Annotated in this window: 35 protein-coding genes and 1 pseudogene; 1 reads left to right on the forward strand and 35 read right to left on the reverse strand. The window is 68.5% G+C overall.

The features are described 5' to 3' along the window. The 16 genes and pseudogenes from OG2516_RS08215 to rplO all read right to left on the reverse strand — a co-directional run. Window positions 1-778 (reverse strand): amino acid ABC transporter ATP-binding protein (locus OG2516_RS08215; RefSeq protein ID WP_007255182.1); only part of this gene is annotated, 778 nt, incomplete at its 3' end. Between the two features lie 12 nt (window positions 779-790). Next, window positions 791-1450 (reverse strand): annotated as a pseudogene (locus tag OG2516_RS20715) (amino acid ABC transporter permease); the annotation flags it as partial. Between the two features lie 1330 nt (window positions 1451-2780). Beyond that, window positions 2781-3989, reverse strand: coding sequence for an amino acid ABC transporter permease (locus OG2516_RS08225; protein ID WP_040615707.1), 1209 nt, complete (start codon window positions 3987-3989; stop codon window positions 2781-2783). Between the two features lie 140 nt (window positions 3990-4129). Further along, window positions 4130-5149 carry an amino acid ABC transporter substrate-binding protein gene (locus OG2516_RS08230; RefSeq protein WP_007255186.1) on the reverse strand — a complete coding sequence of 340 codons (1020 nt, stop codon included), beginning with the start codon at window positions 5147-5149 and terminating at the stop codon, window positions 4130-4132. Window positions 5150-5356: 207 nt separating this feature from the next. Beyond that, window positions 5357-6067, reverse strand: a complete 711-nt coding sequence (locus tag OG2516_RS08235; RefSeq protein WP_007255187.1) for an ATP12 family chaperone protein — start codon at window positions 6065-6067, stop codon at window positions 5357-5359. Beyond that, window positions 6064-7110, reverse strand: a complete 1047-nt coding sequence (locus tag OG2516_RS08240; protein WP_007255188.1) for an RluA family pseudouridine synthase — start codon at window positions 7108-7110, stop codon at window positions 6064-6066. Before OG2516_RS08240 ends, OG2516_RS08235 begins: the two co-directional genes overlap by 4 nt. Beyond that, a complete protein-coding gene (crcB, locus tag OG2516_RS08245; protein WP_007255189.1) occupies window positions 7107-7472 on the reverse strand; it encodes a fluoride efflux transporter CrcB in 366 nt (121 codons plus the stop codon). Before crcB ends, OG2516_RS08240 begins: the two co-directional genes overlap by 4 nt. 107 nt (window positions 7473-7579) lie before the next feature. Next, window positions 7580-8905, reverse strand: coding sequence for a replication-associated recombination protein A (locus tag OG2516_RS08250; RefSeq protein ID WP_007255190.1), 1326 nt, complete (start codon window positions 8903-8905; stop codon window positions 7580-7582). Window positions 8906-8995: 90 nt separating this feature from the next. Next, on the reverse strand, window positions 8996-9421 hold the full coding sequence (rplQ, locus tag OG2516_RS08255; protein ID WP_007255191.1) for a 50S ribosomal protein L17: 426 nt from the start codon (window positions 9419-9421) through the stop codon (window positions 8996-8998). A 143-nt stretch (window positions 9422-9564) separates the two neighbouring features. After that, the gene (locus tag OG2516_RS08260; protein ID WP_007255192.1) at window positions 9565-10581 is read right to left on the reverse strand and encodes a DNA-directed RNA polymerase subunit alpha; all 1017 of its coding nucleotides are present in this window, start codon (window positions 10579-10581) and stop codon (window positions 9565-9567) included. A 113-nt stretch (window positions 10582-10694) separates the two neighbouring features. After that, window positions 10695-11090 carry a 30S ribosomal protein S11 gene (rpsK, locus tag OG2516_RS08265; RefSeq protein WP_007255193.1) on the reverse strand — a complete coding sequence of 132 codons (396 nt, stop codon included), beginning with the start codon at window positions 11088-11090 and terminating at the stop codon, window positions 10695-10697. A 15-nt stretch (window positions 11091-11105) separates the two neighbouring features. Next, window positions 11106-11474: a 30S ribosomal protein S13 gene (gene rpsM, locus OG2516_RS08270; RefSeq protein ID WP_007255194.1), complete on the reverse strand. Its 369-nt coding sequence runs from the start codon at window positions 11472-11474 to the stop codon at window positions 11106-11108. A 235-nt stretch (window positions 11475-11709) separates the two neighbouring features. Continuing rightward, complete coding sequence (locus OG2516_RS08275; protein WP_007255195.1) at window positions 11710-12120, reverse strand: hypothetical protein; 411 nt, start codon at window positions 12118-12120, stop codon at window positions 11710-11712. Between the two features lie 52 nt (window positions 12121-12172). Next, on the reverse strand, window positions 12173-12820 hold the full coding sequence (locus OG2516_RS08280; protein WP_007255196.1) for an adenylate kinase: 648 nt from the start codon (window positions 12818-12820) through the stop codon (window positions 12173-12175). After that, window positions 12817-14187 (reverse strand): preprotein translocase subunit SecY, encoded by a 1371-nt coding sequence (gene secY, locus OG2516_RS08285; RefSeq protein WP_040615025.1) that lies wholly within the window; start codon window positions 14185-14187, stop codon window positions 12817-12819. The genes OG2516_RS08280 and secY overlap by 4 nt, the downstream gene beginning before the upstream one ends. A gap of 105 nt (window positions 14188-14292) precedes the next feature. After that, the gene (rplO, locus tag OG2516_RS08290; protein ID WP_007255198.1) at window positions 14293-14772 is read right to left on the reverse strand and encodes a 50S ribosomal protein L15; all 480 of its coding nucleotides are present in this window, start codon (window positions 14770-14772) and stop codon (window positions 14293-14295) included. 188 nt (window positions 14773-14960) lie between these two features. Between rplO and OG2516_RS08295 the strand changes: the two genes are divergently transcribed. Continuing rightward, the gene (locus tag OG2516_RS08295) at window positions 14961-15488 is read left to right on the forward strand and encodes a hypothetical protein (RefSeq protein ID WP_007255199.1); all 528 of its coding nucleotides are present in this window, start codon (window positions 14961-14963) and stop codon (window positions 15486-15488) included. Between the two features lie 12 nt (window positions 15489-15500). Here the strand turns inward: OG2516_RS08295 and OG2516_RS08300 are convergent, their stop codons facing one another. From OG2516_RS08300 to rplB, 19 genes are all read right to left on the reverse strand, one after another. After that, window positions 15501-16286 (reverse strand): MBL fold metallo-hydrolase, encoded by a 786-nt coding sequence (locus tag OG2516_RS08300; protein ID WP_007255200.1) that lies wholly within the window; start codon window positions 16284-16286, stop codon window positions 15501-15503. Window positions 16287-16347: 61 nt separating this feature from the next. Then, window positions 16348-16968, reverse strand: a complete 621-nt coding sequence (locus OG2516_RS08305; protein WP_007255201.1) for a class I SAM-dependent methyltransferase — start codon at window positions 16966-16968, stop codon at window positions 16348-16350. Between the two features lie 118 nt (window positions 16969-17086). Beyond that, entirely contained in the window at window positions 17087-17275 is a 189-nt protein-coding gene (gene rpmD / locus OG2516_RS08310) for a 50S ribosomal protein L30 (protein ID WP_007255202.1), read from the reverse strand. 5 nt (window positions 17276-17280) lie between these two features. Beyond that, a complete protein-coding gene (gene rpsE, locus OG2516_RS08315) occupies window positions 17281-17868 on the reverse strand; it encodes a 30S ribosomal protein S5 (protein ID WP_007255203.1) in 588 nt (195 codons plus the stop codon). 161 nt (window positions 17869-18029) lie between these two features. After that, on the reverse strand, window positions 18030-18389 hold the full coding sequence (gene rplR, locus OG2516_RS08320; RefSeq protein WP_007255204.1) for a 50S ribosomal protein L18: 360 nt from the start codon (window positions 18387-18389) through the stop codon (window positions 18030-18032). Window positions 18390-18401: 12 nt separating this feature from the next. After that, window positions 18402-18935, reverse strand: coding sequence for a 50S ribosomal protein L6 (rplF, locus tag OG2516_RS08325; RefSeq protein ID WP_007255205.1), 534 nt, complete (start codon window positions 18933-18935; stop codon window positions 18402-18404). Between the two features lie 10 nt (window positions 18936-18945). Then, entirely contained in the window at window positions 18946-19338 is a 393-nt protein-coding gene (rpsH, locus tag OG2516_RS08330; protein ID WP_007255206.1) for a 30S ribosomal protein S8, read from the reverse strand. Window positions 19339-19351: 13 nt separating this feature from the next. Beyond that, complete coding sequence (rpsN, locus tag OG2516_RS08335) at window positions 19352-19657, reverse strand: 30S ribosomal protein S14 (RefSeq protein ID WP_007255207.1); 306 nt, start codon at window positions 19655-19657, stop codon at window positions 19352-19354. 13 nt (window positions 19658-19670) lie between these two features. Next, a complete protein-coding gene (rplE, locus tag OG2516_RS08340; RefSeq protein WP_007255208.1) occupies window positions 19671-20234 on the reverse strand; it encodes a 50S ribosomal protein L5 in 564 nt (187 codons plus the stop codon). After that, window positions 20234-20539 (reverse strand): 50S ribosomal protein L24, encoded by a 306-nt coding sequence (rplX, locus tag OG2516_RS08345; protein ID WP_007255209.1) that lies wholly within the window; start codon window positions 20537-20539, stop codon window positions 20234-20236. Before rplX ends, rplE begins: the two co-directional genes overlap by 1 nt. Beyond that, window positions 20539-20907 carry a 50S ribosomal protein L14 gene (gene rplN, locus OG2516_RS08350; protein WP_007255210.1) on the reverse strand — a complete coding sequence of 123 codons (369 nt, stop codon included), beginning with the start codon at window positions 20905-20907 and terminating at the stop codon, window positions 20539-20541. Before rplN ends, rplX begins: the two co-directional genes overlap by 1 nt. A gap of 76 nt (window positions 20908-20983) precedes the next feature. After that, a complete protein-coding gene (gene rpsQ, locus OG2516_RS08355; RefSeq protein ID WP_007255211.1) occupies window positions 20984-21313 on the reverse strand; it encodes a 30S ribosomal protein S17 in 330 nt (109 codons plus the stop codon). 3 nt (window positions 21314-21316) lie between these two features. Further along, a complete protein-coding gene (rpmC, locus tag OG2516_RS08360) occupies window positions 21317-21529 on the reverse strand; it encodes a 50S ribosomal protein L29 (RefSeq protein ID WP_007255212.1) in 213 nt (70 codons plus the stop codon). A gap of 169 nt (window positions 21530-21698) precedes the next feature. Next, window positions 21699-22319 carry a 2OG-Fe(II) oxygenase family protein gene (locus OG2516_RS08365; RefSeq protein WP_007255213.1) on the reverse strand — a complete coding sequence of 207 codons (621 nt, stop codon included), beginning with the start codon at window positions 22317-22319 and terminating at the stop codon, window positions 21699-21701. A gap of 144 nt (window positions 22320-22463) precedes the next feature. Further along, the gene (gene rplP, locus OG2516_RS08370) at window positions 22464-22877 is read right to left on the reverse strand and encodes a 50S ribosomal protein L16 (RefSeq protein ID WP_007255214.1); all 414 of its coding nucleotides are present in this window, start codon (window positions 22875-22877) and stop codon (window positions 22464-22466) included. Between the two features lie 12 nt (window positions 22878-22889). Beyond that, a complete protein-coding gene (rpsC, locus tag OG2516_RS08375; protein WP_007255215.1) occupies window positions 22890-23597 on the reverse strand; it encodes a 30S ribosomal protein S3 in 708 nt (235 codons plus the stop codon). Next, window positions 23597-23977 carry a 50S ribosomal protein L22 gene (rplV, locus tag OG2516_RS08380; protein ID WP_007255216.1) on the reverse strand — a complete coding sequence of 127 codons (381 nt, stop codon included), beginning with the start codon at window positions 23975-23977 and terminating at the stop codon, window positions 23597-23599. Before rplV ends, rpsC begins: the two co-directional genes overlap by 1 nt. A gap of 3 nt (window positions 23978-23980) precedes the next feature. Then, window positions 23981-24259 (reverse strand): 30S ribosomal protein S19, encoded by a 279-nt coding sequence (gene rpsS / locus OG2516_RS08385; protein ID WP_007255217.1) that lies wholly within the window; start codon window positions 24257-24259, stop codon window positions 23981-23983. Between the two features lie 3 nt (window positions 24260-24262). After that, on the reverse strand, window positions 24263-25105 hold the full coding sequence (gene rplB / locus OG2516_RS08390) for a 50S ribosomal protein L2 (protein WP_007255218.1): 843 nt from the start codon (window positions 25103-25105) through the stop codon (window positions 24263-24265). Window positions 25106-25278: the final 173 nt, after the last annotated feature.

The raw sequence follows: 25278 nt of genomic DNA on the forward strand, positions 1-25278 counted from the left end.
GGCTCAGGAACAGCTTCGTGCGGTCGCTCTGCGGGTTGTTGAAGAACTCGCGCGGCTCGTTCTGCTCGACGATCTGGCCGGCGTCCATGAAGATCACCCGGTTCGCCACAGCCTGGGCGAAGCCCATCTCGTGGGTCACGCAGAGCATCGTCATGCCCTCCTCGGCGAGCTCGATCATCGTGTCGAGCACTTCCTTGATCATCTCCGGGTCGAGCGCCGAGGTCGGCTCGTCGAACAGCATGATCCGCGGCTTCATGCACAGCGAGCGCGCGATGGCGACGCGCTGCTGCTGCCCGCCCGAAAGCTGGCCGGGATACTTGTTGGCCTGCTCCGGGATCTTGACCTTCTCGAGGAAGTGCATGGCCGTTGCCTCGGCCTCGCGCTTGGGCACCTTGCGCACCCAGATCGGCGCGAGGGTGCAGTTCTCGAGGATCGTCAGGTGCGGGAACAGGTTGAAGTGCTGGAACACCATCCCGACCTCGGAGCGGATCTTGTCGATGTTCTTCAGGTCCGACGACAGCTCCGTCCCGTCGACGATGATCTTGCCCTGCTGATGCTCCTCGAGCCGGTTGATGCAGCGGATGAGCGTCGACTTGCCCGAGCCCGACGGCCCGCAAATGACGATGCGCTCGCCGCGGTTCACGGTGAGGTTGATGTCGCGCAGCACGTGGAACGAGCCGTACCACTTGTTCATGCCGGTGATCTCGATGGCCACCTCGTCGGAGACCTGCATGAGGCTGGGTTCGGCGGTGCGTGATTCGACGGCGACGTCGGACATGGATCGTTCTCCTTAGCGGTGCTCGCGGGTGAGCTTTTTCTCGAGCGACAGGGAATAGCGGCCCATGCTGAAGCAGCAGATGAAGAACAGCAGGCCGATGAAGACGAAGAGCTCCCAGTAGATGCCGTTCCACTCGGTGGAGGCGCGGATCGTGTTGGAGAGACCGATCGGGTCGAGCAGGCCGATGAACACCACCAGCGTCGTGTCCTTGAACAGGCCGATGAAGGTGTTGACGATGCCGGGGATCGAGATCTTCAGCGCCTGCGGCAGCACGACCAGCCGCATCGACTTGCCATAATCCAGCCCGAGCGCGTCGGCCGCCTCGTACTGGCCCGTCGGCAGCGCCGCGAGGCCGCCGCGGACCACCTCGGCGATGTAGGCCGAGGCGAACAGCGTCACCATGATGATGACCCGCAGCAGCAGGTCGAAGTTGGTGCCCGGCGGCAGGAAGTAGTTCAGCAGCAGCTGCGCCGTGAACAGCCAGACGATCAGCGGCACGCCGCGAATGATCTCGATGAAGGCGACGGAGACCTTGTTGATGATGAACAGGTCCGATTGCCGCCCCAGCGCCAGCAGGATGCCGAGCGGCAGGCTCAGGATGATCCCCGACAGGCCGATGATCAGCGCCAGCATGAAGCCGCCGAAATCGCGGCTCTCCACCGGGCGCAGGCCGATGCTGCCGGCGGCCTTGTAGGTGTCCTCGACGGCGTTGTTGAGCGTGTCGAGCTCCGCCTGCGCTTCGCGGTAGGTGCGCAGCGCGGCGACGCCCTCGCTCGGCGCGTCCGCCGGCGCGAATTGCGGATCGATGATGTGGCGCAGGTCTTCCGGCACCTCGCTGCGCAGCCCCGCCGCCTGGCCCTGGAGCACGCCGATGCGGTCCTGCTGCTCCTCGAGGCGGCGGATGCTGGTGAGCAGGTTCGACGCCTGGGAGCGCGCGTCGCTCAGCAGGTTCAGGTCGCCGTTGATCTCGCCGATCTCGAGCCGCAGCTCGGTCAGGCGGTCGACGGCGGCGAGGAACCGCTCGCGCGCCTCGATCCGCTCGCCGGTGCGGGTCGCCATGACGGCGGCGTGGGTGCCGGCCTCACGGGCCTCCTCGCGCATGCGGCGCGAGATCTCGTCGGTCTCGGGGTCGAGCCCCGCCTCCTCGTAGAAGGCGGCGATGGCGCTCTCGCGGGCGGCCTCGACGGCCTCGGAGATGGGGGCGAAGGCCTCGGCCTTGACGGCCTCGAGCGCCTCGACCTCCTCGATCAGCACGGCGCGGCGGGCCTCGAGCTCGTCGATCTGGACCGGGATCTCGGCGAGGTCCTCCTCGGTCTCGGCGATCACCGTGTCCATGCGCGCCTCGGCGACGATGCGGTGGATGCCGTCGTTGAGCGCGGGCACCGCGAACAGCCACCAGAGCACCGCCGCGGCGATGGCGAGCAGGCCGCCGAGCAGCGGCCCGGCGAGACGGCTGCCGATGACGAAGGCGAGGTAGCCCACGGCGAGCCCCGCAATGACGAGGATCGGCACCCAGAACGCGCCGCCCCAGAGCAGCCAGGGCATGAAGAACGGGTAGATCGCCGTGAACCACAGCATCCACGACGGGAAGCGGTCGGCGTAGAGCACCGGCGCGACGGCGACGAAGAACAGGATCAGCGCCAGGTTCGGCCGCCAGTAGAGGTCGGACGGGTAGAAGCCGTAGATCAGCTGCACCCAGCGCTCCTGCAGCACCGCCCAGCAGGCGCCGCCGCCCTCGGGCGAGCCGATGACGAGGAACACCTCGCGGCACTCCGACAGCGAGCGCGCGTCCCACACCGAGTTGAGGAACCACGGCAGGATTTCCGCGAGGACGAGGTAGATCACGATCACCGACAGGATCGTCAGGATCACGTTGAGCCAGCTCGACAGCATGTTCTCGCGGATCCACTTGACCACGCCCTTCTCGGTCAGCGGCGGCTCCTGCTCGGGTAGCATGCTCTCGCGCACGAAGGGGACGGTCTGTGCATGGGTATCGCTCATCTCACCGCTCCTTCAGCTTCACGCGATTGTTGTAGACGTTCATTACCGCGGAGATCACCAGCGACAGGACGAGGTAGAACAGGCCGAGCAGCAGCATCCCCTCGAGCTCGCGCCCGGTCTGGTTGATGGTGATGCCGCCGAGCGTGGCGCGCGCGTCCATGTAGCCGACCGCGATGGCGAGCGAGCTGTTCTTGGTGAGGTTGAGGAACTGCGAGATCAGCGGCGGGACGATGACGCGCATCGCCTGCGGCAGGATCACCAGGTTCATCGTCCGGTTCGGCCGCAGCCCAAGCGCGTAGGCGGCCTCGGACTGGCCCTTGGAGATGGCGAGGATGCCGCCGCGCACGATCTCGGCGATGAAGGCGCCGGTGTAGAGCGACAGCGCCAGCCACAGGGCGATGAGCGAGTTGCGGATCAGCAGGCCGCCGTCGAAGCGGAAGCGGCCGGGCTCGGGGTAGTCGAGCGACACCGGCATCCCGAGCAGGAAGTAGGCGATGACCGTGGGCAGCACGAACAGCCCCAGCGACACCCAGAAGACCGGCGAGATCTGCCCCGTCGCCTCCTGCCGCTTGCGGGCCCAGCGGCGGTAGAGCGCGATGGCCACGAGCGAGGCGGCGAAGACGATGAACAGGGCGCCCGAGAGGTTTTCGAACACGGGCGCGGGAATCCAGGTGCCCTGGCGGGTGATGGCGATGGAGCCGAAGACCATGGGCACGTCGCCGGAGCCGAAGTCGCGCGGGTGCGGCATCGATTCGTTGACGATCGCGAAGATCAGGATGATCCACAGCAGCAGCGGGACGTTGCGGAAGGCCTCGACGTAGACCGTCATCAGACGGCCCACGATCCAGTTCTTCGACAGCCGCAGCACGCCGGCGATGGTGCCGATGATGGTGGCCGTCACGCAGCCGAGGAAGGCGACGAGAATGGTGTTGAGGATGCCCACGAGCGCGGCGCGGCCGTGCGACATCTGGTTGTCGTAGGGGATCAGGCGCTGGTTGATGTCGTAGCCGGCCGACTGGGTCAGGAAGCCGAAGTTGAAGTCCTTGCCGAGCGCGGCGAGGTTCTGGATCGTGTTCGACACGAGCCAGGACAGCGCGAGCACGAGCAGCACCATCGCCACGACCTGGATCGTCAGGGAGCGATAGCGGGAATCGTAGATGAGCTGGCTCAGCCGAAAGCGCTCGGGCGGCGGGTCTGTCATCACAGACATCTTGCTTGTCTCCCCCTGGTCTCCGTTGTGGCGTCCGCCGGTCCTGCGCAGGTTGTCCTGCTGCATCCGGCTGGGCTCGGAAACTCGTTGTCGTTATGAAAAGGGCCCCGGCGATCGCCGAGGCCCTTCCCGATCAGGTCCTACCGGAACGGCAGGGCGTAGATGAGGCCGCCGTTCGAGTACTGGGCGTTGAGGCCGCGCGCGAGGCCGACCGGGCTCGATTCGCCGATGTTGTTCTCGAAGATCTCGCCGTAGTTGCCGCCGGCCGCGATGGCCCGCTGCGCCCAGTCGGAGTCGAGGCCGATCATCGCGCCGAGCTCACCCTCGGTGCCGAGCAGGCGGTTCACCTCGGCGTTGTCGCCGGCCTCGGACGCCATCTGCTCGATGTTCGCCGACGTCACGCCGTACTCTTCGGCCGCGATCAGCGCCTGCAGGGTCCAGCGGACGATATCGCCCCACTCCGGATCGCCGTGCCGCACGAGCGGGCCCAGCGGCTCCTTCGAGATGATCTCGGGCAGGATCACGTGATCTTCCGGGTTCTCGAAGGTGGCGCGCGTCGCGGCGAGGCCGGAGGCGTCGGTGGTGTAGGCGTCGCAGGCCCCGGCGAGGTACTGCTGCTGGGCCTCGGCGTTGGTCTCGATCGGGACCGGCTCGTACTCCATGTCGTTGACACGGAAGAAGTCGGCGAGGTTCAGCTCGGTGGTGGTGCCGGTCTGGATGCAGACGGTGGCGCCGTCGAGCTCCATGGCGGAGGCCACGCCCAGCTCGCGCGGCACGATGAAGCCCTGGCCGTCGTAGTAGTTCACGCCGGCGAACTCGAACTTGAGGTCGTTGTCGCGGCTGAAGGTCCAGGTGGTGTTGCGCGCCAGCACGTCGATCTCGTTGCTGGAGAGCGCCGTGAAGCGGGTCTGGCCAGTGGTCGGCACGAACTCGACGGCGTTGGGATCACCCAGCACGGCGGCGGCGAGGGCGCGGCAGAAGGCGACGTCGAAGCCCTGCCAGACTCCGTTGGCATCCGGCGCGGAGAAGCCGGTCAGGCCGGTGCTAACGCCGCAGTTCAGCGTGCCACGAGCCTTCACGTCGTCCAGCGTCGCGGCGGCCGAAGCGCCGGCAGCGAGCCCGGCGACCGTCAGCGCACCGAGAAATACGGATTTCTTCATTGATAACCTCTTCCTGTCATGCCCCCGCTGACCGGGAGCTGTAGTCCCGATCCTGTTGGCCGGGTGCGAAGCTCGGAGGGTCTCCCCTCCAATGCTGCAAAACTGGGCGAAGTATGGCCGACAGGTCAAGGCTTGCTTGCGTGCGGTCGCCGGAACGTGCGCCAACACACGACGTCACGTTGGGTCACGTCGCTCCGAGCGCCCGTTTCAGCGGCGCGCGAGGCGCAGGAATCGGGCGGCGGCGAGGAAGTCGGCGCGCTTGCGGGCGGCGAAGGCGCTGGCCTCGTCGTCCTCGCCCCACTGCTCGATCTGCCACTCCTCGTCGATCCGGCTGAGCGCCCAGCCGTCTTCGGGCGTGCGCGCGCCCTCGAGCACGGCGAAGGCGATGACGAGGGAGCCCGACAGGGCGACGAGGTCGGCGAAGGCGGTGAGGCGGAACGGATCGAGCGCCCGCACCTGCCCCTCGAGCCGCAGCAGCGCGCCAGGGTCCTGCTCGACATGCATGACGCCGACGGCCGGGCGCAGCCGCGCGCCGAGGGTGTCGGCGGCCCAGTCGAGCAGCGGATCCCACGCCTCGGCCTGCCGCGCCACGAGCGCCTCGGGCGCGTCGGCGCGGTAGCAGAGCAGGTCGGTGCCGCCGTAGTCGGCCACCATCGCGGCCACCTCGTCGAACTGCGGCGCGACCTTGTCGAGCGCGGCGTTGGCGGCGCGGGTGAGCGGCATCGAGAGCGGGTCGATCTGCTCCTGCTGCGCGTCCCACTCGGCGGCCACGCCTTCGGCGAGCGCGCGGGTCGGCAGCGTCAGCGGGGCCTTGGCGGGGGTGCGCACGGGGCGGTCGTCGAGGGTCACGGCGAAGCCGTCCCCCCGCTCGGCGACGTGCGCGGCCGTCCAGAATCGCTTGGCCTTCCACTCGCTCATGACAGGTCGTCCTCGAACGGGTCGGCGGGGGCCGAGGCCGGATCCCAGCCGACATACTCCCAGGTGCGCGCCATGTGGTCGGGCAGCGGCGCGGTGAAGGTCATCCGCGCGCCGCTCACCGGGTGCGTCAAGCTGAGCGAGCGGGCGTGGAGCTGCAGCTTGCGGCTGATGTCGCCGCCGAGGCCCGCGCCCCAGCCGTCGCCGAGATTCTCCTGCCCCGAGCCGCCGTACTTGCCGTCGCCCGCGATCGGGTGGCCGAGCTCGGCCATGTGGGCGCGCAGCTGGTGGGTGCGCCCGGTGACCGGCACCAGCGCCACCCAGGCGGCGCGGCGGGCCAGCGTCTCGATCACCGCGTAGTCGGTCACGGCGCGCTTGGCGTCGGGGGTGCGGAGCACCTCGTCGGGGTGGATGCAGCGCATCTTCTCGTTCTCGCCCCTGGCGCCGTGGCCGGGCTGCTTGACGAGACCGTACTTCACCGTCCCCATGCGCGGATGCGGCACACCGGCGACGGCGGCCCAGTAGATCTTGCGGGTCTCGCGCGAGCGGAAGGCGTCGGTCAGGCCCTTGGCGGCGGCGCGGGTGCGCGCCAGCAGCAGGATGCCCGACGTGTCCTTGTCGAGCCGGTGGACGAGGCGCGGCTTCTCCTCGAGCCCGAAGGTCAGCGCGGCGGAGAGGCCGTCGACGTGACGGGTCTGCCTGGAGCCGCCCTGGGTGGGCAGGCCGGGCGGCTTGTTGAGCACGATCAGGTGGTCGTCGCGGTAGAGCACCGCGGCACGCATCATCTCGGCATCCTGCGCGCTCGGCTCGTCGCGCCCGGCCGGGCGCACCTCGCCCGGCGGCGGCAGCGGCGGCACCCGGACCTGTTGGCCCGGCGCGATGCGGGTGTTGCTCTTGACCCGGCCGCCGTCGATACGCAGCTCGCCCTTGCGGCACATCTTCTCGATGCGCCCCTGGGTCAGCTGCGGGAAGCGCGCCCGGAGCCAGCGGTCGAGGCGCATGTCGGCCTCGTCCGCCTCGACGGTGATCGTCTGAACGCCGCTCATGCCAGCCCCCGCGCCAGTTGCAGCCCCGCCACCAGCCCGGCAAGCGACAGCCCGACCGAGAGCGCCACGTAGAGCGCCGCCTGCCCCGCCGCGCCGCGCTCGAACAACGCGACGGCCTCGAGCGAGAAGGCGGAGAAGGTGGTGAAGCCGCCGAGCACCCCGGTCAGCCAGAATGGCGCGACGCCGCGCCCGGCGAGGGCGACGACGAGCAGGCCCATCAGGAAGGAGCCGACGACGTTGACGCTCAGCACGCCGAGCGGGAAGCTTCCGGTGCTGGCGCGGGCGACGGCGAGGCCGGCGAGGTGGCGCGCGGCGGCGCCGAGCGCGCCGCCGGCGGCGACGGCGAGGGTGGTGGCGAACATGGGCGCTCTGTCCTGTGGGGCGGGGCGTTTGTCAAGCGGCGCGGGGGGCGGCTGCCCCCCGTCCGGCAGGCCGGACTCCCCCCGCGGATATTTGACGGACAGAGACATCAGGAGGTCTGCCTCTGGGCGCGCAGCCGGGCGAAGTAGTCGACGCGCTTCTTCAGCTCGCGCTCGAAGCCGCGGTCGACCGGGGCGTAGTAGCTGGCGCGGGGCATGTCGTCGGGGAAGTAGTTCTGGCCCGAGAAGGCGTCTTCGGCGTCGTGGTCGTAGGCGTAGCCCTTGCCGTAGCCCTGCTCCTTCATCAGCCGCGTCGGCGCGTTGCGGATGACCTTCGGGGGCGGCTCGGAGCCGGTCTTCCTCGCGGCGGCGGCGGCGGCCTTGTAGGCGGTGTAGGCGGCGTTGGATTTCGGTGCGAGGGCGAGGTAGATCACCGCGTTGGCCAGCGCCAGCTCGCCCTCGGGCGAGCCGAGGCGCTCGTAGCTGTTCCAGGCATCGAGGCAGAGGCCCTGGGCCTGCGGGTCGGCGAGACCGATGTCCTCGACGGCCATGCGGGTGATGCGGCGGGCGAGGAAACGGGGGTCTTCGCCGCCCGCGAGCATCCGGGTGAACCAGTAGAGCGCCGCGTCCGGGTCGGAGCCGCGCACCGACTTGTGGAGCGCGGAGATCAGGTTGTAGTGCTCCTCGCCCGACTTGTCGTACTGGGCGGCGCGGCGGGTCAGGCGGGTGGCGAGGGCGGTCTTGTCGAGCGGCGCGTCGGTGCGCCAGCCGGCCACCTGCTCGACGAGGTTGAGCAGCGCCCGCCCGTCGCCGTCGGCCATCTCCAGCAGCGCCTCGCGGGCCGGGCCGTCGAGCGGGAGCGGGCGACCGAGCTCGGCCTCGGCGCGCTGCGCGAGCAGCTCGAGCCGGGCGAGGGGCAGCCGCTCGAGCACCAGCACCTGGGCGCGCGACAGCAGCGCCGCGTTGAGCTCGAAGGACGGGTTCTCCGTGGTGGCGCCGACAAGCAGGATCGTGCCGTCTTCCATGTGCGGCAGGAAGCCGTCCTGCTGGGCCTTGTTGAAGCGGTGGATCTCGTCGACGAACAGCAGCGTCCCCTGCCCCGCCTGGCGGCGCAGGCGGGCGGCCTCGAACACCTTCCGCAGCTCCTGGACGCCGGTGAAGATGGCGCTGATCTGCACGAAGTGGAGGTCGGTCTCGGCGGCGAGCAGCCGGGCGATGGTCGTCTTGCCGACGCCGGGCGGGCCCCAGAAGACGAGCGACGACAGGCTGCCCGAAGCGAGCATCGTGGTCAGCGGCGCCTCGGGGCCGAGCACCTGCTCCTGGCCGACCACGTCGGCGAGGCGCTGCGGGCGCAGCCGGTCGGCGAGCGGGCGCGGGGCGGAGCCGGAGGCGGCGGGGGCGGCGTCGGAGCCGGGCTGGTCGAAGAGATCGGGCATGGGGGAGAGATAGGCCGGATCGGCGGGCGTTGAAACGACGAAGGCCCCGCCGTGGGGCGGGGCCTTCGGGAAAAACGTGGCGGGCGCGGATCAGTCCTCGGACTCGAGCGCCTCTTCCTCGGCAAGGCGGGCGCGGTCGGCGGCGCCCTTGGCGTCGACGTCGCGGTCGACCAGCTCGATGATCGCCATCGGGGCCATGTCGCCGTAGCGGAAGCCGGCCTTGAGGACGCGGGTGTAGCCGCCGGCGCGCTCGGCGTAGCGGGGGCCGAGGACGTCGAACAGCTTGGCGACGTGCATGTCCTGCTTGAGCTGGCTGGCGGCCTGGCGGCGGGCGTGCAGGTCGCCGCGTTTGCCGAGCGTGATCATCTTGTCCATGATCCGCTTGAGCTCTTTGGCCTTGGGCAGGGTGGTCTTGATCTGCTCGTGCTCGATGAGCGAGCCGACCATGTTGGCGAACATCGCCTTGCGGTGTTCGTGGGTGCGGTTGAGGCGGCGGTATCCGCGGGCGTGGCGCATTTCGGTCTCCTAGACTTTTGCTTTGTCCGGCCGGCGATGCGTGTCGCCGGCTCTCCTTGGGGCGGGATTGCCCGGGTCGTGACCCCCGCGCACGACGCGTGCACGGGGTGTGCACCGGGCGTACACCGCCCGGTGCGGAACCGTCAGAACTGGTCTTCGAACTTCTTGGCCAGGTCCTCGATGTTGTCCGGCGGCCAATCCTCGACGTCCATGCCGAGATGCAGGCCCATGCCCGAGAGCACTTCCTTGATCTCGTTGAGCGACTTGCGGCCGAAGTTCGGGGTGCGGAGCATCTCGGCTTCGGTCTTCTGGATCAGGTCGCCGATATAGACGATGTTGTCGTTCTTGAGGCAGTTCGCCGAGCGCACCGACAGCTCGAGCTCGTCGACCTTCTTGAGCAGCAGCGGGTTGAACTCGAGGCCGTCGTCGTCGGAGGTCGAGGTCGCGCTTTCGGGCTCGTCGAAGTTGACGAAGATCGACAGCTGGTCCTGCAGGATGCGGGCCGCGTAGGCGACCGCGTCGTCGGGCGACAGCGAGCCGTCGGTCTCGACCTTCATGGTCAGCTTGTCGTAGTCGAGCACCTGGCCCTCGCGGGTGGGCTGGACGTCGTAGGAGACCTTCTTGACCGGCGAGTAGATCGCGTCGATCGCCATCATGCCGATCGGGGCGTCCTCGGGCTTGTTCTTGTCGGCCGAGACGTAGCCCTTGCCGGTGTTGACGGTGAGCTCCATGTACAGGTCCGCGCCCTCGTCGAGGTGGCAGATGACGTGGTCCTTGTTGAGGATCTCGATGCCGGCGCTCTCGGAGATGTCGCCGGCGGTGACGACGCCGGGGCCCTTGGCGTTGACCGTGAGCCGCTTCGGGCCCTCGACTTCCATGCGGATCGCCACGCCCTTGAGGTTCAGGACGATATCGGTCACGTCTTCGCGGACGCCGGAGACGGACGAGAACTCGTGCAGCACGTTGTCGATCTGCACGGCGGTGATGGCGGCGCCCTGCAGCGACGACAGCAGCACGCGGCGCAGCGCGTTGCCGAGCGTCAGGCCGAAGCCCCGCTCGAGCGGCTCGGCGATCACCGTGGCCTGGCGCATCGGATCGTTGCCGGGCTTGACCTCCAGTTGGGTCGGTTTGATCAGCTCGGCCCAGTTCTTGTGGATCATGCGTCCCTCCATTCCCGTCCGGTCTCCATGATCGAGCGACCGGACTCCCGAGGTTTCAAAAATGACGAACCGGGGCCGCGCGGGCATGGCGCGGCCCCGGTGAAACTGATCGATCAGACGCGGCGGCGCTTCGGCGGGCGGCAGCCGTTGTGGGCGATCGGGGTCACGTCGCGGATCGACGTGATGTTGAAGCCGGCGGCGGCGAGGGCGCGCAGCGCGCTCTCGCGGCCCGAACCGGGGCCCTGCACCTCGACCTCGAGGGTCTTGACGCCGTGCTCCTGGGCCTTCTTGCCGGCATCCTCGGCCGCCATCTGGGCGGCGTACGGGGTCGACTTCCGGGAGCCCTTGAAGCCCATCGTGCCGGCGGACGACCAGGAGATCGCGTTGCCCTGCACGTCGGAGATCAGGATCTTGGTGTTGTTGAAGGAGGAGTTCACGTGAGCAACGCCGGCGGCGATGTTCTTGGAGACCTTCTTCTTGCCGCCGGAGCGGCGGGTGTCGCGTGCCATGTCGGTCTGCTCCCCTTACTTCTTCTTGCCGGCAATGGCCTTCGCGGGGCCTTTGCGGGTGCGAGCGTTGGTGTGGGTCCGCTGGCCGCGGACGGGGAGGTTGCGGCGATGACGCAGGCCCCGGTAGGAGCCGAGGTCCATCAGGCGCTTGATGTTCATCTGCGTCTCGCGGCGCAGGTCGCCCTCGACGGTGAAGTTGGCGTCGATGTGCTCGCGGATCGACAGGACCTCGGCGTCGGACAGTTCGTTGACGCGGCGGGTCTGGTCGATGTTGACGGCCTCGCAGATGGCTTTCGCCGAGGAGGGGCCGATTCCGGTGATGTAGGTGAGGGCGATGGGAACCCGTTTGGCTGTCGGGATGTTCACGCCGGCGATACGTGCCAAGGCTGTCGGTCCTTTCGTTGCGAGCCCGTGGTGCCAGGCCCTTTTTTCACAACGTCAAGCCCGCGCGGGTGCGGCGGGCCGATGTCATTTCGAGGTGGTCGGGATTTCCGGGCGCGCCCCGGTTCCCCGTGATTCTCCCTTGCGGGATGGGGCTAACTATTGGTCATGGAGCGATGCGTCAACCCCCTGTCAAGGGGGTTGTGATCGTGCCGGGCGGGCCGGGCTGAAGCCCGGCCTACGGGGCGGCGGGGCAGACGTGGAAGACGTGGGGCTCGCCGGTGCCGCCGGGGTCGGTCTGCCAGACGTAGACGCGGTCGGTCTGGTCGGGGAACATGCCGAAGACGAAGACCGTGGGATAGACGAACGGGCCGGGCTCCATGCAGTAGCCGGGGCGGATCTGCATCGCCGCGCCCTGCCGCCAGTCGAACTCGATGGGCGCGTCGTACTCGCAGGTCCACTCGATGGCGGCCATGAACTCGGCGGTGAGCACCGTGTTCTGCTCGCCCATCAGCTGGCCGAGCATCCCCTCCCACTCGGTGTCGGGGTGGTAGCCCTCGCAGGCGGACAGGTTGTCGACGAGGACCGTCTCGGCGGCGAGCGGCAGCGGCAGCAGCGCGAGGGCGGCGAGGAGCGGGCGGCGGATCATCGGGGCATCTCCTGAGGACATGCCGGATCGTCGCCCGCCCGCGGACCTTGCGTCAACCGTCGAGCTTGCCGGCGATGCGCGCGGCGACGTCGTCGATCTCGCCGAGGCCGTCGACGCTGACCAGCTCGCCCTTGGCGTAGTAGTAGCCGATCAGCGGCGAGGTCTGCTTGTAGTAGGCGAGCAGGCGGGTCTTGAGCGCGTCCGGGTTGTCGTCGGCGCGGCGCTTGAACTCGGTGCCGCCGCAGCGGTCGCACTTGCCGTCGGCGGGGATCGGGCGGGTCTGGTCGTTGTAGACCTCGCCGCAATCGCCGCAGGTGGAGCGGGCGGTGATGCGGCCGACGAGCGCCTCGTCGTCGACCTGCATCTCGATCACCGCGTCGAGCGTCTCGTTGAGCTCGCTGAGCAGGTTGGCGAGCGCGTCGGCCTGCGGGAGCGTGCGCGGGAAGCCGTCGAAGATGTAGCCGCCGGCGGCCCCGCCCTGGGTGAGCTGCTCGCGGATCAGGCCGATGACGATCTCGTCGGTCACCAGCTCGCCGCGGTCCATGACGTCGGCGACGACGCGGCCCATCTCGGTGCCCGACGTGCGGGCGGCGCGCAGCATGTCGCCGGTGGAGAGCTGCACCATGTTGCGTTCGTCGACCAGGCGCTTCGCCTGGGTCCCCTTCCCTGCCCCCGGGGGGCCCAGCAGAATGATGTTCATCGGCGGGCCGGTCCTTTCCGTTTCTTCGCGCTCTGCCCGCTGCGCCGACCGCGCAGCTGGCTCTTCTCGATCAGGCCCTCGTACTGGTGGGCGAGCAGGTGGCTCTGCACCTGCTGGATGGTGTCCATGCCGACCGACACGATGATCAGGATCGAGGTGCCGCCGAAGTAGAACGGGATCGCCATCTGGCTGCGCAGGATCTCGGGCAGCAGCGCCACGAGGGCGAGGTAGCCCGAGCCGAGCACGAGCAGGCGGGTGACCACGTAGTCGAGGTATTCGGCGGTGCGCTTGCCGGGGCGGATGCCGGGGACGAAGCCGTTCTGGTTCTTCAGGTTCTCGGCCACGTCGTCGACCTTGAAGCTGACCTCCTTGGTGTAGAAGAAGGTGAAGAACACGATCATCGCGGCGAAGAACAGCAGGTAGAGCGGCTGTCCGGGGCCGAAGTAGGCCAGCATCGTCGACATGACCGGGCCGGTGTCGCCGCCGGAGAAGGTCGAGATGGTGGTCGGCAGCAGCAGCAGGGCGCTGGCGAAGATCGCGGGGATGACGCCGGCCGGGTTGACCTTGATCGGCAGGTGGCTGGAGCCGCCGTCGTAGACCTTCATCCCGACCTGCCGGCGCGGGTACTGGATGTGGATCTTGCGCAGCGCGCGTTCCATGAAGACGACGAAGGTCAGCGTCACGATCACCATCAGCAGCACGCCGATGATCACCGCCGGGCTGATTGCGCCGGCGCGGCCCTGGCTGAGGAACTGGGCCAGCGCGGCGGGGATCTCGGCGATGATCCCGACGAAGATGATCAGCGAGATGCCGTTGCCGATGCCGCGCGCGGTGATCTGCTCGCCGAGCCACATCAGGAACATGGTGCCGCCGACCAGCGTGATGACGGTGGAGGCGCGGAAGAAGAGGCCCGGGTCGGAGGCGAGATCGCCCGCCTCGAGCGAGACGGCGAGGCCGTAGGCCTGGAACGTCGCCAGCAGCACGGTGCCGTAGCGGGTGTACTGGTTGAGCTTCTTGCGGCCCTGCTCGCCCTCTTTCTTGAGCTGCTTCCAGGGCTCGTACATGGAGCCCATGAGCTGCACGATGATCGAGGCGGAGATGTAGGGCATGATGCCGAGGGCGAAGATGCCCATCCGCGAGAGCGCGCCGCCGGTGAACATCGACAGGATGCCGCCGAGACCGGCCGCCGCGTCTTCCATGAAGGTGCGCAGCGCCCCGCCGTCGATACCGGGCACGGGGATGTAGGTGCCGAGCCGGTAGACGATCAGGAGACCGAGGGTGAACAGGATACGCTGCCGCAGCTCGGTGGCCCTGCCGAAGGCCCCCCAGCTCATGTTGGCGGCCATTTGCTCTGCTGCTGATGCCATTGGCGCTCTCTTGTCAGGAACGCGCCGCCGGACCGGGGCCCCGGTCGGCGGCGCGAGAAAAGTCAGCTAACGATGTAAGCGGGCCGGGCCCGGCTCACAACCCGATCACTCGGTCGTCGCGTCCGCACGTGCGGGGGCCGACACGGTCAGCGTGCCGCCGAGCTTCTCGACCGCCTCGACGGCGCCCTTGGACGCGCCGGTGACGGTGATGTTGGCCTTCGACGTCAGCTCGCCCTTGGCGAGGACGCGGATGCCGTCCTTCTTGCGACGCACGAGGCCCGATTCGATCAGCGAATCCTCGGTGATGTCGGTGCCGAGCTTGCCGGCGTCGATGAACTTCTGGATCAGGCCCAGGTTCACGACGGCGTAGGTCTTGGAATTGATGTTGTTGAAGCCGCGCTTGGGCAGGCGCTGGTAGAGCGGCATCTGGCCGCCCTCGTAGCCCTTGATCGCCACGCCGGAGCGGGACTTCTGGCCCTTGATGCCGCGGCCGCCCATCTTGCCCTTGCCGGAGCCGGGGCCGCGCGCGACGCGCATGCGCTTCTTGGAGGCGCCGGGATTGTCGCGCAGTTCGTTGAGTTTCATGTCGCTTCTCCTTCGCCGGAAACGCCCCCGAAGCGAACTTGGGCGCACACGGCATACGATGGTTGAGGTCGGGCCCGGGTTCGGGCCACCGGCGGCGTATAGACGGCTGCGCCGGTGGGATCAAGGCGGACTCGAAACGGCGCGGAACCCGTCACAGATCGGCCGCAAAGTGGCGCGAGGCTCGTCACATGCTCGACCACCTGCCTCCCCGCGATGAGCAGCCGCACCCGGCGGTGCGCGCCGCGCTCGCGCACCACGATCCCCGGCTGCCCCATCCCGCGCCGGAAGCGGTGGCGGACTGGCTGGCGGGGCGGATGGCGGCGCTGGCGCGGATCGCGCCGGACGACGCGGCGGCCATCGCGGGATGGTCGGCGGCGGCGTTCGGCACGGGCTGCCTGCTGTTCGGGCTGCGCTGGCCGGTCGAGGCGATCGCGCGGCGCGCGGCGGCGCACCTGGCGGACGACGCCGCGGGACCGGTGGCGGACGGGCTGCGCAGCGCGGCCGAGGCGGCGGCGATCCTCGAGCGGCTCGCGGGGCGCATCGGCTGGGACGAGGCGCTGCGGGGCGCGGCGTTCGGCGTGCTCGACCCGGCGCCCGAGCGGATCGTCTACGCCGCCGCTCTCATCGCCTGCCGCCGCACGCCGGACCTCGCCCACAACCGCGCCTACTGGGACGCGGTGCGGGCGCTGCGCGCGGCGCGGCTGGCGTCGGCCTGAGGCTGGGGCGGCCTACAGCTCGCCGGGCGCGTACCAGTCGCCGAACTTCACCTCGCTGGCATCGCCGACAAGCTCGGCGAAGCGCTGCGGATCCTGGGTGCCCCCGTCGCGGCCCCGGTAATGGTAGGGGTAGACGTAAGTGGGCGCGAACTCCTGCACGGCGGAGGCGGCCTGCTCGGCGTCCATGGTGAAGGGCAGGTTCATCGAGACGAAGGCGACGTCGATGTTCTCGAGGGCGCGCATCTCGGGAATGTCCTCGGTGTCGCCCGAGACGTAGACCCGGAAATCGGCGAAGCCGAGCACGTAGCCGTTGTCGCGGCCCTCGGGGTGGAAATCGAGCCGCCCCTCGGTGAGGTTGTAGGCCGGGATGGCGTCGATGGAGACGCCCTGCCACTCGGTCGAGTCGCCGTTGGCGAGGCTCTCGGCCCCCGCCTTCATCTCCTCGGGCAGCATGTCGTGGACGGCCGGGTTGGTGATCAGGTGGACCCCCTCCCCCATCAGCGCGCCGAGCGTGTCGGTGTCGTAATGGTCGCCGTGCTCGTGGGTGACGAGGATCAGGTCGGGCGCGGGCAAGTCGGCGTAGGCGTCGGCGCCGCCGACGGGATCGGCGTAGATGACGCCGGCCGGGGTCTCCATCACGAAGGAGGCGTGGCTGACCGGGTGGATGGTGATCGGACCGTTCGACGTCTCGAACCGGTTGGCCATGTGGGCCTCGGCGAGCGCGCGGTAGGGCAGGATCGTGGCCGCGCCGGCGGTGGCGGCGGCGGTGGCGAGAAAGCGGCGGCGGGTCTGGGGCATGGCTGTCTCCTCGGGAGCTGCTCGCCCTGAGGTAGCGCAGCCGGCGCGAGCGGCAACGCGGTCAGGGGCGCTTGCGGGCGACGAAGAACACGGCGGAGAGGCGCTTGGGCCGGTAGCGGTGGACGATCTCGAAGCCCGCCGCCTCGATCTCGGCGGCGAGGCCGTCGGCGGAGAGGAAGCGCACCTGCGGCAACAGCCCGATCGCGTGGCCCGGGACGAGGATCAGGCGCATCGGCGAGAGGCGGCCGAGGCAGACGGTGCTGGAGACGAAGTGGCCGCCCGGCTTCAGGGCCGCGCGCGCCAGGGCGTAGACGACCTGCCGGTCGTCGACGAGGTGCAGGATCGAGTGCGCCATGACCATGTCGTAGCTGGCCGGCGCGACCTCGAGCGCCTCGATGGCGGTCTGGCGGAAGGTGACGTTCTCCACCCCCTGCTCGGCGGCGCGGGCGCGCGCGATCTCGAGCATCGGCGCGGAGAAGTCGGTGGCGAGGACGTGGCGGACCTTGGGGGCGTGCCAGAGCGCGGTCGTCCCGGTGCCGCAGGCGAGCTCGAGCACCTCGCTGTCGGGCGTCAGGTACTCGGCGGTCTTGGCGAGCTTGGCCTCGTAGGCGGCCGGGTCGTCGACGGGGCGGCGCGCGTAGCGGCGGGCGATCTTGTCCCAGAAGCGGCTGGTCTGCGGCATGTGCGCCCTCCCCTTTGCCCTTCCCTAGCGGCAAGGGCTCGAAAGCGGAAGGCCGGAACGACGAACGCGCGCCCGGGGACCGGACGCGCGTTCGGGTAGCTCGCGGGAAGAGGCTGGCTCAGCCGCGCTCTTCGACGATCTCGACCAGGTGCGGGATCTTGGCAACCATGCCGCGCACGGCGGGGGTGTCCTCGAGCTCGCGGGTCTTGTTCATCTTGTTCAGGCCGAGCCCGACCAGCGTCTGGCGCTGGATGGCGGGGCGGCGGATCGGCGAGCCGATCTGTTTGACGACGATGGTCTTGGCCATGTGGATCAAGCCTCCTCGGCGACCTGCGCGGAAGCCTCGGGGGCCTCGTCACGCTTGGGCAGGATGTCCGCGACCTTCTTGCCGCGACGCTGCGCGACGTTGCGCGGCGACTGCTCGGCCTTGAGGCCGTCGAGCGTGGCGCGGATCATGTTGTAGGGGTTCTGCGAGCCGATCGACTTGGCGACGACGTCCTGGACGCCGAGCATCTCGAACACGGCGCGCATCGGGCCGCCGGCGATGATGCCGGTACCCTGCGGGGCGGTGCGCATGACGACGCGGCCCGCGCCGTGGCGGCCCTCGATGTCGTGGTGCAGCGTGCGGCCTTCGCGCAGGGCGACGCGGATCATCTGGCGCTTGGCCTGCTCGGTGGCCTTGCGGATGGCCTCGGGGACCTCCTTGGCCTTGCCCTTGCCGAAGCCGACACGGCCCTTCTGGTCGCCGACGACGACGAGCGCGGCGAAGCCGAAGCGCTTGCCGCCCTTGACGGTCTTGGAGACCCGGTTGATCGCGACCAGGCGGTCCGCGAATTCGGGGTTCTCGTCACGATCGCGGCGGCCACGGCCCCCGTCACGTCTGTTCGGTTCTCTGGCCATGTGGCCTCCTGTTTCGCGGGCCGCACGGGGCCCTTGTCGTGGGTCGATCGAAGTGAGCCGGCGGCTCCCCGATCATCGAGACGGCCTTGGCCGCCTTCGCTGGCGTGGTCCGCCGGCCGGGAACGGGCCCGGCCGGCGGTATCTTCGGACGGCGCGGGCCGTCAGACCTTCAGGCCACCCTCGCGGGCGGCGTCGGCGAGCGCCTTGATCTTGCCGTGGAAGAGGAAGCCGCCACGGTCGAACTGGGCCTCGGTCACGCCGGCGGCCTTGGCACGCTCGGCGATCGCCGAGCCGACCTTGGCCGCGGCTTCGAGGTTGTTGCTGCCGACGATGCCCAGGTCCTTCTCGAGGGAAGAGGCCGAGGCGAGGGTCTTGCCCTGCAGGTCGTCGATCAGCTGGACGCTGATGTTCTTGTTGCTGCGGTGCACCGAGAGGCGCGGGAGCCCCGGGTTCACCTTGCGGAGTTTGTTCCGGACGCGCAGGCGGCGCTTGAGGAACAAGGTGCGCTTGTTGTTTGCCATTTCCTGTCGTCCTTACTTACGCTTGCCTTCCTTGCGGAAGATATACTCGTCGGCGTACTTGATGCCCTTGCCCTTGTAGGGCTCCGGCGGGCGCCATTCGCGGATGTTGGCCGCGACCTGGCCGACCAGCTGCTGGTCCGCGCCCTCGACGACGATCTGGTTCTGCTTCGGCGCGGTGACGGTGATGCCGTCGGGCACGGTGAAGTTGACCTCGTGGCTGTAGCCGAGGTTCAGCTTCAGGACGTTGCCCTGCATCGCGGCGCGGTAGCCGACGCCGTTGATCTCGAGCTCCTTCTTGAAGCCCTCCGTCACGCCCTGCACCAGGTTGTCCACCATGGTGCGGGACATCCCCCACTGCTGGCGGGCGCGCTTGGACTTGCCGCGCGGCGTGACCGCGACGGCGTTGTCCTCGACGGCGATGGTGACATCGTCCGTCGCGGTGAAGGTGCGGGTGCCTTTCGGCCCCTTCACCTCGATGGTCTGGCCGGAGACGGAGGCGGAGACCCCCGACGGCAGCTCGACCGGTTTCTTGCCAATACGAGACATCGCCTTCTCCTCAGAATACGGTGCAGAGCACCTCACCGCCGACATTGGCGGAGCGTGCGTTCTGGTCCGACATCACACCCTTGGGGGTGGAGACAATCGACACGCCGAGGCCCTGACGGACCGACGGGATGTCCTTGCACGCCATGTACACGCGGCGGCCGGGCTTGGAGACCCGGGCCAGCTCGCGGATGACGGGCGCGCCCTCGTAGTACTTGAGGCTGATCTCGAAAGCCGGGTGGCCGTCGGCCGTCTTGGAGCTCTCGTAGCCGCGGATGTAGCCTTCGTCCGCGAGCACGTCGAGCACCCAGCCGCGCAGCTTGGACGCGGGCGTGGACACGGTGGACTTGCCGCGCATCTGACCGTTGCGGATGCGGGTCAGCATATCGCCGATAGGATCGTTCATATCGCTGCCCTCCTTACCAGCTGGATTTCACGAGGCCGGGAATCTGCCCCTGCGAGCCGAGCTCGCGCAGCATGATCCGGCTGACCTTCAGCTTGCGGTAGTAGGCGTGCGGACGCCCCGTAAGCTGGCAGCGGTTGTGAAGACGGGTCGGCGAGGAGTTGCGCGGCAGCTTGGCGAGCTTGAGGCGCGCCTTGAACCGCTCTTCCATCGGCTTGGACTCGTCGTTGGCGATCTCCTTGAGAGCAGCGCGCTTCTCGGCGTACTGTTCAACCAGCCGCTGACGCTTCTTCTCGCGTTCGATCATGGATTTCTTTGCCATGGTCTCAATTCCCTCAGCTGTTGAACGGCATGTTGAAATGCTTCAACAGCGCCTTGGCTTCCGCGTCGGTCTTCGCGGTGGTGCAGATGACGACGTCGAGGCCCCAGACTTCGTCGACCTTGTCGAAGTTGATCTCGGGGAAGACGATGTGCTCCTTGATGCCCATGGCGTAGTTGCCACGGCCGTCGAAGCTCTTGCCGGGCACGCCGCGGAAGTCGCGGATACGGGGCATGGCGACGGTGATCAGGCGGTCGAGGAACTCGTACATGCGGTCGCCGCGGAGCGTGACCTTGGCACCGAGCGGCATGTCTTCGCGGACGCGGAAGCCGGCGATCGACTTCTTGGCCTTGGTGACGACGGCCTGCTGGCCGGCGATCAGGGTGAGATCGTCGGCGGCCGACTTGGCCTTCTTGGAGTCCTTCACCGCCTCGGAGCCGGCGCCGATGTTCAGGACGATCTTGTCCAGGCGCGGGATCTGCATGTCGTTCTTGTAGGAGAACTCTTCCTTCATCGCCGGGGCGATGGTGTCGCGGAAGACGCTCTTCAGGCGGGGGGTGTAGTTCGCGGTGTCGAGCATCAGATCACGTCTCCCGTGGTCTTGGCGAAGCGGACCTTCTTGCCGTCCTCGACGCGGAAGCCGACGCGGCTGGGCTTGCCGTTGGCGTCGGCGATGGCGAGGTTGGACAGGTCGATGGGCATCGCCTTGGGCGTGCGGCCGCCCTGGCTGGTCTGCGACTGCTTCTGGTGGCGGATCGCGATGTTGACGCCGTCGACGACGGCCTTGCCGGCCTTGGGGTCGACGCTGGTGATCTCACCGGTCTTGCCCTTGTCCTTGCCGGCGAGCACGACGACCTTGTCGCCCTTCTTGAGTTTCGCGGCCATCAGAGCACCTCCGGAGCGAGCGAGATGATCTTCATGAAGTTCTTCGCGCGCAGCTCACGAACCACCGGCCCGAAGATACGGGTGCCGACCGGCTCGTTGTTGTTGTTGAGGATCACGGCGGCGTTGCGGTCGAAGCGGATCGCGGTGCCGTCGTCGCGGCGGACTTCCTTGGCGGTGCGCACGACGACGGCCTTGCGGACGTCGCCCTTCTTCACGCGGCCGCGCGGAATGGCCTCCTTGACGGACACGACGATGATGTCGCCGACCGATGCGTACCGGCGGTGCGAGCCGCCGAGGACCTTGATGCACTGCACCCGGCGTGCGCCGGAATTGTCAGCGACATCCAGATTGGTCTGCATCTGGATCATGTAGGTTTCTCCCGACCTTTGGGGGCTGTTCTCGTTAGCTCCCCCAGGGTTTCGATTATGTCAGTCGGCCGTCGCTTTAGTGCGCGGCGGCCTCGTGCTCGGCATGGCGCTTGGCGTCTTCTTCCTGCTGGCGCTTCGCGGCTTCGGCCCGCTCGGCTTCGTAGGCAGCGATCGCTTCGGCGGTCATCACTTCCCAGCGCTTCGTCTTCGACTTCGGCGCGCATTCCCGGATGCGGACGGAATCGCCGACCTGGAACTGCTCGGTCTCGTCGTGCGCGCGGTATTTCTTCGACTTGCGGACCGTCTTATGCAGGAGCGGGTGCTTGAAGCGGCGCTCGACCGAGACCGTCACGGTCTGGGCGTTCTGCGTCGAGGTCACGGTGCCGGTGAGGATACGTTTGGGCATCTCTTACGCCTCCGACTTGGCGGCGGCGGCCGCTTTCTCGTTCAGGATGGTCTTCACCCGGGCCACGTCGCGGCGGACGCTGCGCATGCGGGCGGTGTTCTCGAACTGGCCGGTGGCCTGCTGGAAGCGCAGGTTGAAGGCCTCTTTCTTGAGGTTGACGAGCTGGTCGCGGAGCTCGTCGGGCGTCTTGTCACGCAGATCGCTGGCGGTTGTCATCGCCTGTTCCTTTGTTTCAACATCACCGGAAGGCCCCCGCCCGTTCGCGCGGGGTCACCCTGATTCCCGGTGGAGTGGGATGAGCGGGCCGTATAGTCCGAGCGGGCCCGTGTGGCAAGGGGGTTTCCCCGAGGGCGGGATGGTGCGCAATGAATGCGCACCCTACGCCCTATCCCCAGGCGTAGTTGAAGCTCACCGAGATGCGGTCTTCCTCGGCCATGTTCATCGGCACCTCGTGGCGCAGCCAGCTCTCCCAGAGCAGCACGTCGCCCACCTTCGGCGCGACGGACCGGAAGGTGCGCAGCTCCTCGCGGGCGCCCTTGCGGCGGGTGGGGGCGGCCATCATGAAGGGCAGCCGCGGGTCCTCGAGCTTCAGCGCCGAGGTGCCCTCGGGCATCGCCACGTAGGTGGTGCCGGAGATCACCGAGTGCGGGTGGATGTGGCTGCCGTGGACGCCGCCCTCGGGGAGGATGTTGATCCAGATGTCCTCGAGGCGGAGCGCCTTGCCGTCGAGCTCGAACTCCAGGTCCTCGGCGAAGGCGGCGACGTGGGCGTCGAGGGACTTCACGAGGTCGGCGAAGATCGGGAACCGCCAGGGCAGGTCGGTGAGGGAGGCGTAGGAGGTGTAGCCGGGGTAGCCCTCGCGCTCGCACCATTCCTGGCCGGCGTCGTCGTCCTCGGCGATGGAATAGCAGGAGGCGGCGAACTCGGCCGGGTCGAGCGCAGGGCCGTGCTCGGAGAGCGGGGCGTGGTAGAGGCGGGTCGCGAACAGCGATTTGATCTGGGCCATGGCCTCCAGATACCCCAGCCCCCCGCCGGCGCGCCACCCCCGTAGGCCGGGCTTCAGCCCGGCCCCGCCCGCCAAAAAAGAAAAAGGCCCCCGCCCGTCGGCGGAGGCCCCTGTCTCGTGCCCGGCGCCCGGAGGCGCGGCGGCTTACCAGTCTTCGCGGACCACGGTGCGGGTCTTGATCGGCAGCTTCATCGCGGCGAGGCGCAGCGCCTCGCGGGCGATCTCCTCGTTGACGCCGTCGATCTCGAACATGACGCGGCCGGGCTTGACCTTGGCGGTCCAGCGGTCGACCGAGCCCTTGCCCTTACCCATGCGGACCTCGATCGGCTTCGCGGTGACGGGCAGGTCGGGGAAGATCCGGATCCAGACCCGGCCCTGACGCTTCATGTGGCGCGTCATGGCCCGGCGGGCGGCTTCGATCTGCCGGGCGGTGATCCGCTCGGGCTCGAGGGCCTTCAGGCCGTAGGTTCCGAAGTTGAGGTCGGACCCGCCCTTGGCTTCGCCGTGGATCCGGCCCTTGTGCAGCTTGCGGAACTTCGTGCGTTTCGGTTGCAGCATCTGTCGATCTCCTTACCGGCCGCCGCGGGGGCCGCGCGGTGCGGGGCCGTCCTGCAGCTCCTGCGCCTTGCGGTCGCGCGCCTGGGGATCGTGCTCCATGATCTCGCCTTTGAAGATCCAGACCTTGATCCCGATGATGCCGTAGGGGGTCACGGCTTCGCTGTGGGCGTAGTCGATGTCGGCCCGCAGGGTGTGCAGCGGCACGCGGCCCTCGCGGTACCACTCGGTCCGGGCGATCTCGGCGCCGCCGAGGCGGCCCGCGACGTTGACCCGGATGCCGAGCGCGCCCATGCGCATGGCGTTCTGCACCGACCGCTTCATCGCGCGGCGGAAGCTGACCCGGCGCTCGAGCTGCTGGGCGATGGACTCGCCGACCAGCGCGGCGTCGAGCTCGGGCTTGCGCACCTCGACGATGTTGAGGTGCAGCTCGCTGTCGGTCATCTTGGCGAGCTTCTTGCGGAGCGTCTCGATGTCCGCGCCCTTCTTGCCGATGATGACGCCCGGGCGGGCCGTGTGGATCGTGACGCGGCACTTGCGGTGCGGGCGCTCGATGATCACGCGGCTGATGCCGGCCTGCTTGCACTCTTCCTTGATGAACTCGCGGATCTTGATGTCCTCGAGCAGGAGGTCGCCGTAATCCTTGGTGTCGGCGTACCAGCGGCTGTCCCAGGTGCGGTTGACCTGGAGGCGCATGCCGATCGGATTGACCTTGTTACCCATTAGGCTTGCTCCTCGACTTGACGCACCGTGATGGTGATTTCCGCAAACGGCTTCACGATCCGCCCGAACCGGCCACGGCCGCGCGGACGACCGCGCTTCATGGTGAGGTTCTTGCCGACATAGGCCTCGGCGACAACGAGCTCGTCGACGTCGAGGTTGTGGTTGTTCTCGGCGTTGGCGATCGCGGATTGCAGGCACTTCTTGACGTCCTGCGCGACGCGGCGCTTCGAGAAGGTGAGATCGGTCAGGGCCTTCTCGACCTTCTTGCCGCGGATCAGGCCGGCCACGAGGTTCAGCTTCTGCGGGCTCGTCTTGAGCATGCGCAGCTTCGCCATCGCTTCGTTGTCGGCCACGCGGCGGGGGTTCTTTTCCTTGCCCATGACTTACTTCCGCTTCGCTTTCTTGTCGGCCGCGTGACCGTAGTAGGTCCGCGTCGGCGAGTACTCACCGAACTTCTGGCCGATCATGTCCTCGGTCACGTTGACCGGAATGTGCTTCTGGCCGTTGTAGACGCCGAAGGTCAGACCCACGAACTGGGGCAGGATCGTCGAGCGGCGCGACCAGATCTTGATGACTTCGTTGCGGCCCGATTCCCGCGACTTCTCGGCCTTCTTCAGCACGTAGGAGTCGACGAAGGGACCCTTCCAAACAGAGCGAGACATGTCTTAGCGCCCTTTCTTCTTCGCGTGGCGCGAGCGGATGATCAGCTTCTGCGACGCCTGTTTCTTGTTGCGGGTCCGGGCGCCCTTGGTGGGCTTGCCCCACGGGGTCACCGGGTGACGGCCGCCCGAGGTCCGGCCTTCACCACCGCCGTGCGGGTGGTCGACCGGGTTCATGACGACGCCGCGGACGGAGGGACGCTTGCCGTAGTGGCGGTTGCGCCCGGCCTTGCCGAGGTTCTGGTTGCTGTTGTCCGGGTTGGACACGGCACCGACGGTGGCCATGCATTCCTGGCGTACCAGGCGCAGCTCGCCCGAGGAGAGGCGGATCTGGGCGTAGCCGCCGTCGCGGCCGACGAACTGGGCGTAGGTGCCCGCGGCGCGCGCGATCTGGCCGCCCTTGCCGGGCTTCAGCTCGATGTTGTGGACGATCGTGCCGATCGGCATGCCCGAGAACGGCATCGCGTTGCCGGGCTTGATGTCGACCTTGGTGCCGGCGACGATCTTGTCGCCCACCGCGATCCGCTGGGGCGCGAGGATGTAGGCCTGCTCGCCGTCCGTGTACTGGATCAGGGCGATGAAGGCGGTGCGGTTGGGGTCGTATTCGATCCGGACGACGACGCCTTCGACGTCGCGCTTGGTCCGCTTGAAATCGACGATGCGGTAGAGGCGCTTGGCCCCGCCGCCGCGGCGACGCATGGTGATCCGTCCGGTGTTGTTCCGGCCGCCGTTCTTCGTCAGACCCTCGGTGAGGGCCTTGACCGGGCGACCTTTCCAAAGCTCCGAACGGTCGATCAGAACCAGCCCGCGCTGGCCAGGCGTCGTCGGCTTGTACGACTTGAGTGCCATGTTTACTGTCTTTCCGTTGCTTTGCGGATCTCGCGGCGCGTGGCGCTGGTCGACCCGGCAGTTGAAGGGCCCCGAAGGTCCCCTGGCGATGCGCGGCGGCGCGAGGCCGCCGTCGGGCTCCGGAAGCGGCCGGCCCGCGAGCCCGCCATTCCCGAAAAACACACGGCCCCGGA

This window comes from Oceanicola granulosus HTCC2516 (genome assembly GCF_000153305.1).
In the GTDB taxonomy this organism is placed as follows: Bacteria; Pseudomonadota; Alphaproteobacteria; order Rhodobacterales; family Rhodobacteraceae; genus Oceanicola; species Oceanicola granulosus.

Coding starts and splice junctions, on each gene's coding strand:
- OG2516_RS08225 (WP_040615707.1), bottom strand. CDS start 3,989: ATGTCTGTGATGACAGACCCGCCGCCCGAGCGCTTTCGGCTGAGCCAG.
- OG2516_RS08230 (WP_007255186.1), bottom strand. CDS start 5,149: ATGAAGAAATCCGTATTTCTCGGTGCGCTGACGGTCGCCGGGCTCGCT.
- OG2516_RS08235 (WP_007255187.1), bottom strand. CDS start 6,067: ATGAGCGAGTGGAAGGCCAAGCGATTCTGGACGGCCGCGCACGTCGCC.
- OG2516_RS08240 (WP_007255188.1), bottom strand. CDS start 7,110: ATGAGCGGCGTTCAGACGATCACCGTCGAGGCGGACGAGGCCGACATG.
- crcB (WP_007255189.1), bottom strand. CDS start 7,472: ATGTTCGCCACCACCCTCGCCGTCGCCGCCGGCGGCGCGCTCGGCGCC.
- OG2516_RS08250 (WP_007255190.1), bottom strand. CDS start 8,905: ATGCCCGATCTCTTCGACCAGCCCGGCTCCGACGCCGCCCCCGCCGCC.
- rplQ (WP_007255191.1), bottom strand. CDS start 9,421: ATGCGCCACGCCCGCGGATACCGCCGCCTCAACCGCACCCACGAACAC.
- OG2516_RS08260 (WP_007255192.1), bottom strand. CDS start 10,581: ATGATCCACAAGAACTGGGCCGAGCTGATCAAACCGACCCAACTGGAG.
- rpsK (WP_007255193.1), bottom strand. CDS start 11,090: ATGGCACGCGACACCCGCCGCTCCGGCGGCAAGAAGAAGGTCTCCAAG.
- OG2516_RS08275 (WP_007255195.1), bottom strand. CDS start 12,120: ATGATCCGCCGCCCGCTCCTCGCCGCCCTCGCGCTGCTGCCGCTGCCG.
- OG2516_RS08280 (WP_007255196.1), bottom strand. CDS start 12,820: ATGAACATCATTCTGCTGGGCCCCCCGGGGGCAGGGAAGGGGACCCAG.
- secY (WP_040615025.1), bottom strand. CDS start 14,187: ATGGCATCAGCAGCAGAGCAAATGGCCGCCAACATGAGCTGGGGGGCC.
- rplO (WP_007255198.1), bottom strand. CDS start 14,772: ATGAAACTCAACGAACTGCGCGACAATCCCGGCGCCTCCAAGAAGCGC.
- OG2516_RS08295 (WP_007255199.1), top strand. CDS start 14,961: ATGCTCGACCACCTGCCTCCCCGCGATGAGCAGCCGCACCCGGCGGTG.
- OG2516_RS08300 (WP_007255200.1), bottom strand. CDS start 16,286: ATGCCCCAGACCCGCCGCCGCTTTCTCGCCACCGCCGCCGCCACCGCC.
- OG2516_RS08305 (WP_007255201.1), bottom strand. CDS start 16,968: ATGCCGCAGACCAGCCGCTTCTGGGACAAGATCGCCCGCCGCTACGCG.
- rpmD (WP_007255202.1), bottom strand. CDS start 17,275: ATGGCCAAGACCATCGTCGTCAAACAGATCGGCTCGCCGATCCGCCGC.
- rpsE (WP_007255203.1), bottom strand. CDS start 17,868: ATGGCCAGAGAACCGAACAGACGTGACGGGGGCCGTGGCCGCCGCGAT.
- rplR (WP_007255204.1), bottom strand. CDS start 18,389: ATGGCAAACAACAAGCGCACCTTGTTCCTCAAGCGCCGCCTGCGCGTC.
- rplF (WP_007255205.1), bottom strand. CDS start 18,935: ATGTCTCGTATTGGCAAGAAACCGGTCGAGCTGCCGTCGGGGGTCTCC.
- rpsH (WP_007255206.1), bottom strand. CDS start 19,338: ATGAACGATCCTATCGGCGATATGCTGACCCGCATCCGCAACGGTCAG.
- rpsN (WP_007255207.1), bottom strand. CDS start 19,657: ATGGCAAAGAAATCCATGATCGAACGCGAGAAGAAGCGTCAGCGGCTG.
- rplE (WP_007255208.1), bottom strand. CDS start 20,234: ATGCTCGACACCGCGAACTACACCCCCCGCCTGAAGAGCGTCTTCCGC.
- rplX (WP_007255209.1), bottom strand. CDS start 20,539: ATGGCCGCGAAACTCAAGAAGGGCGACAAGGTCGTCGTGCTCGCCGGC.
- rplN (WP_007255210.1), bottom strand. CDS start 20,907: ATGATCCAGATGCAGACCAATCTGGATGTCGCTGACAATTCCGGCGCA.
- rpsQ (WP_007255211.1), bottom strand. CDS start 21,313: ATGCCCAAACGTATCCTCACCGGCACCGTGACCTCGACGCAGAACGCC.
- rpmC (WP_007255212.1), bottom strand. CDS start 21,529: ATGACAACCGCCAGCGATCTGCGTGACAAGACGCCCGACGAGCTCCGC.
- OG2516_RS08365 (WP_007255213.1), bottom strand. CDS start 22,319: ATGGCCCAGATCAAATCGCTGTTCGCGACCCGCCTCTACCACGCCCCG.
- rplP (WP_007255214.1), bottom strand. CDS start 22,877: ATGCTGCAACCGAAACGCACGAAGTTCCGCAAGCTGCACAAGGGCCGG.
- rpsC (WP_007255215.1), bottom strand. CDS start 23,597: ATGGGTAACAAGGTCAATCCGATCGGCATGCGCCTCCAGGTCAACCGC.
- rplV (WP_007255216.1), bottom strand. CDS start 23,977: ATGGGCAAGGAAAAGAACCCCCGCCGCGTGGCCGACAACGAAGCGATG.
- rpsS (WP_007255217.1), bottom strand. CDS start 24,259: ATGTCTCGCTCTGTTTGGAAGGGTCCCTTCGTCGACTCCTACGTGCTG.
- rplB (WP_007255218.1), bottom strand. CDS start 25,105: ATGGCACTCAAGTCGTACAAGCCGACGACGCCTGGCCAGCGCGGGCTG.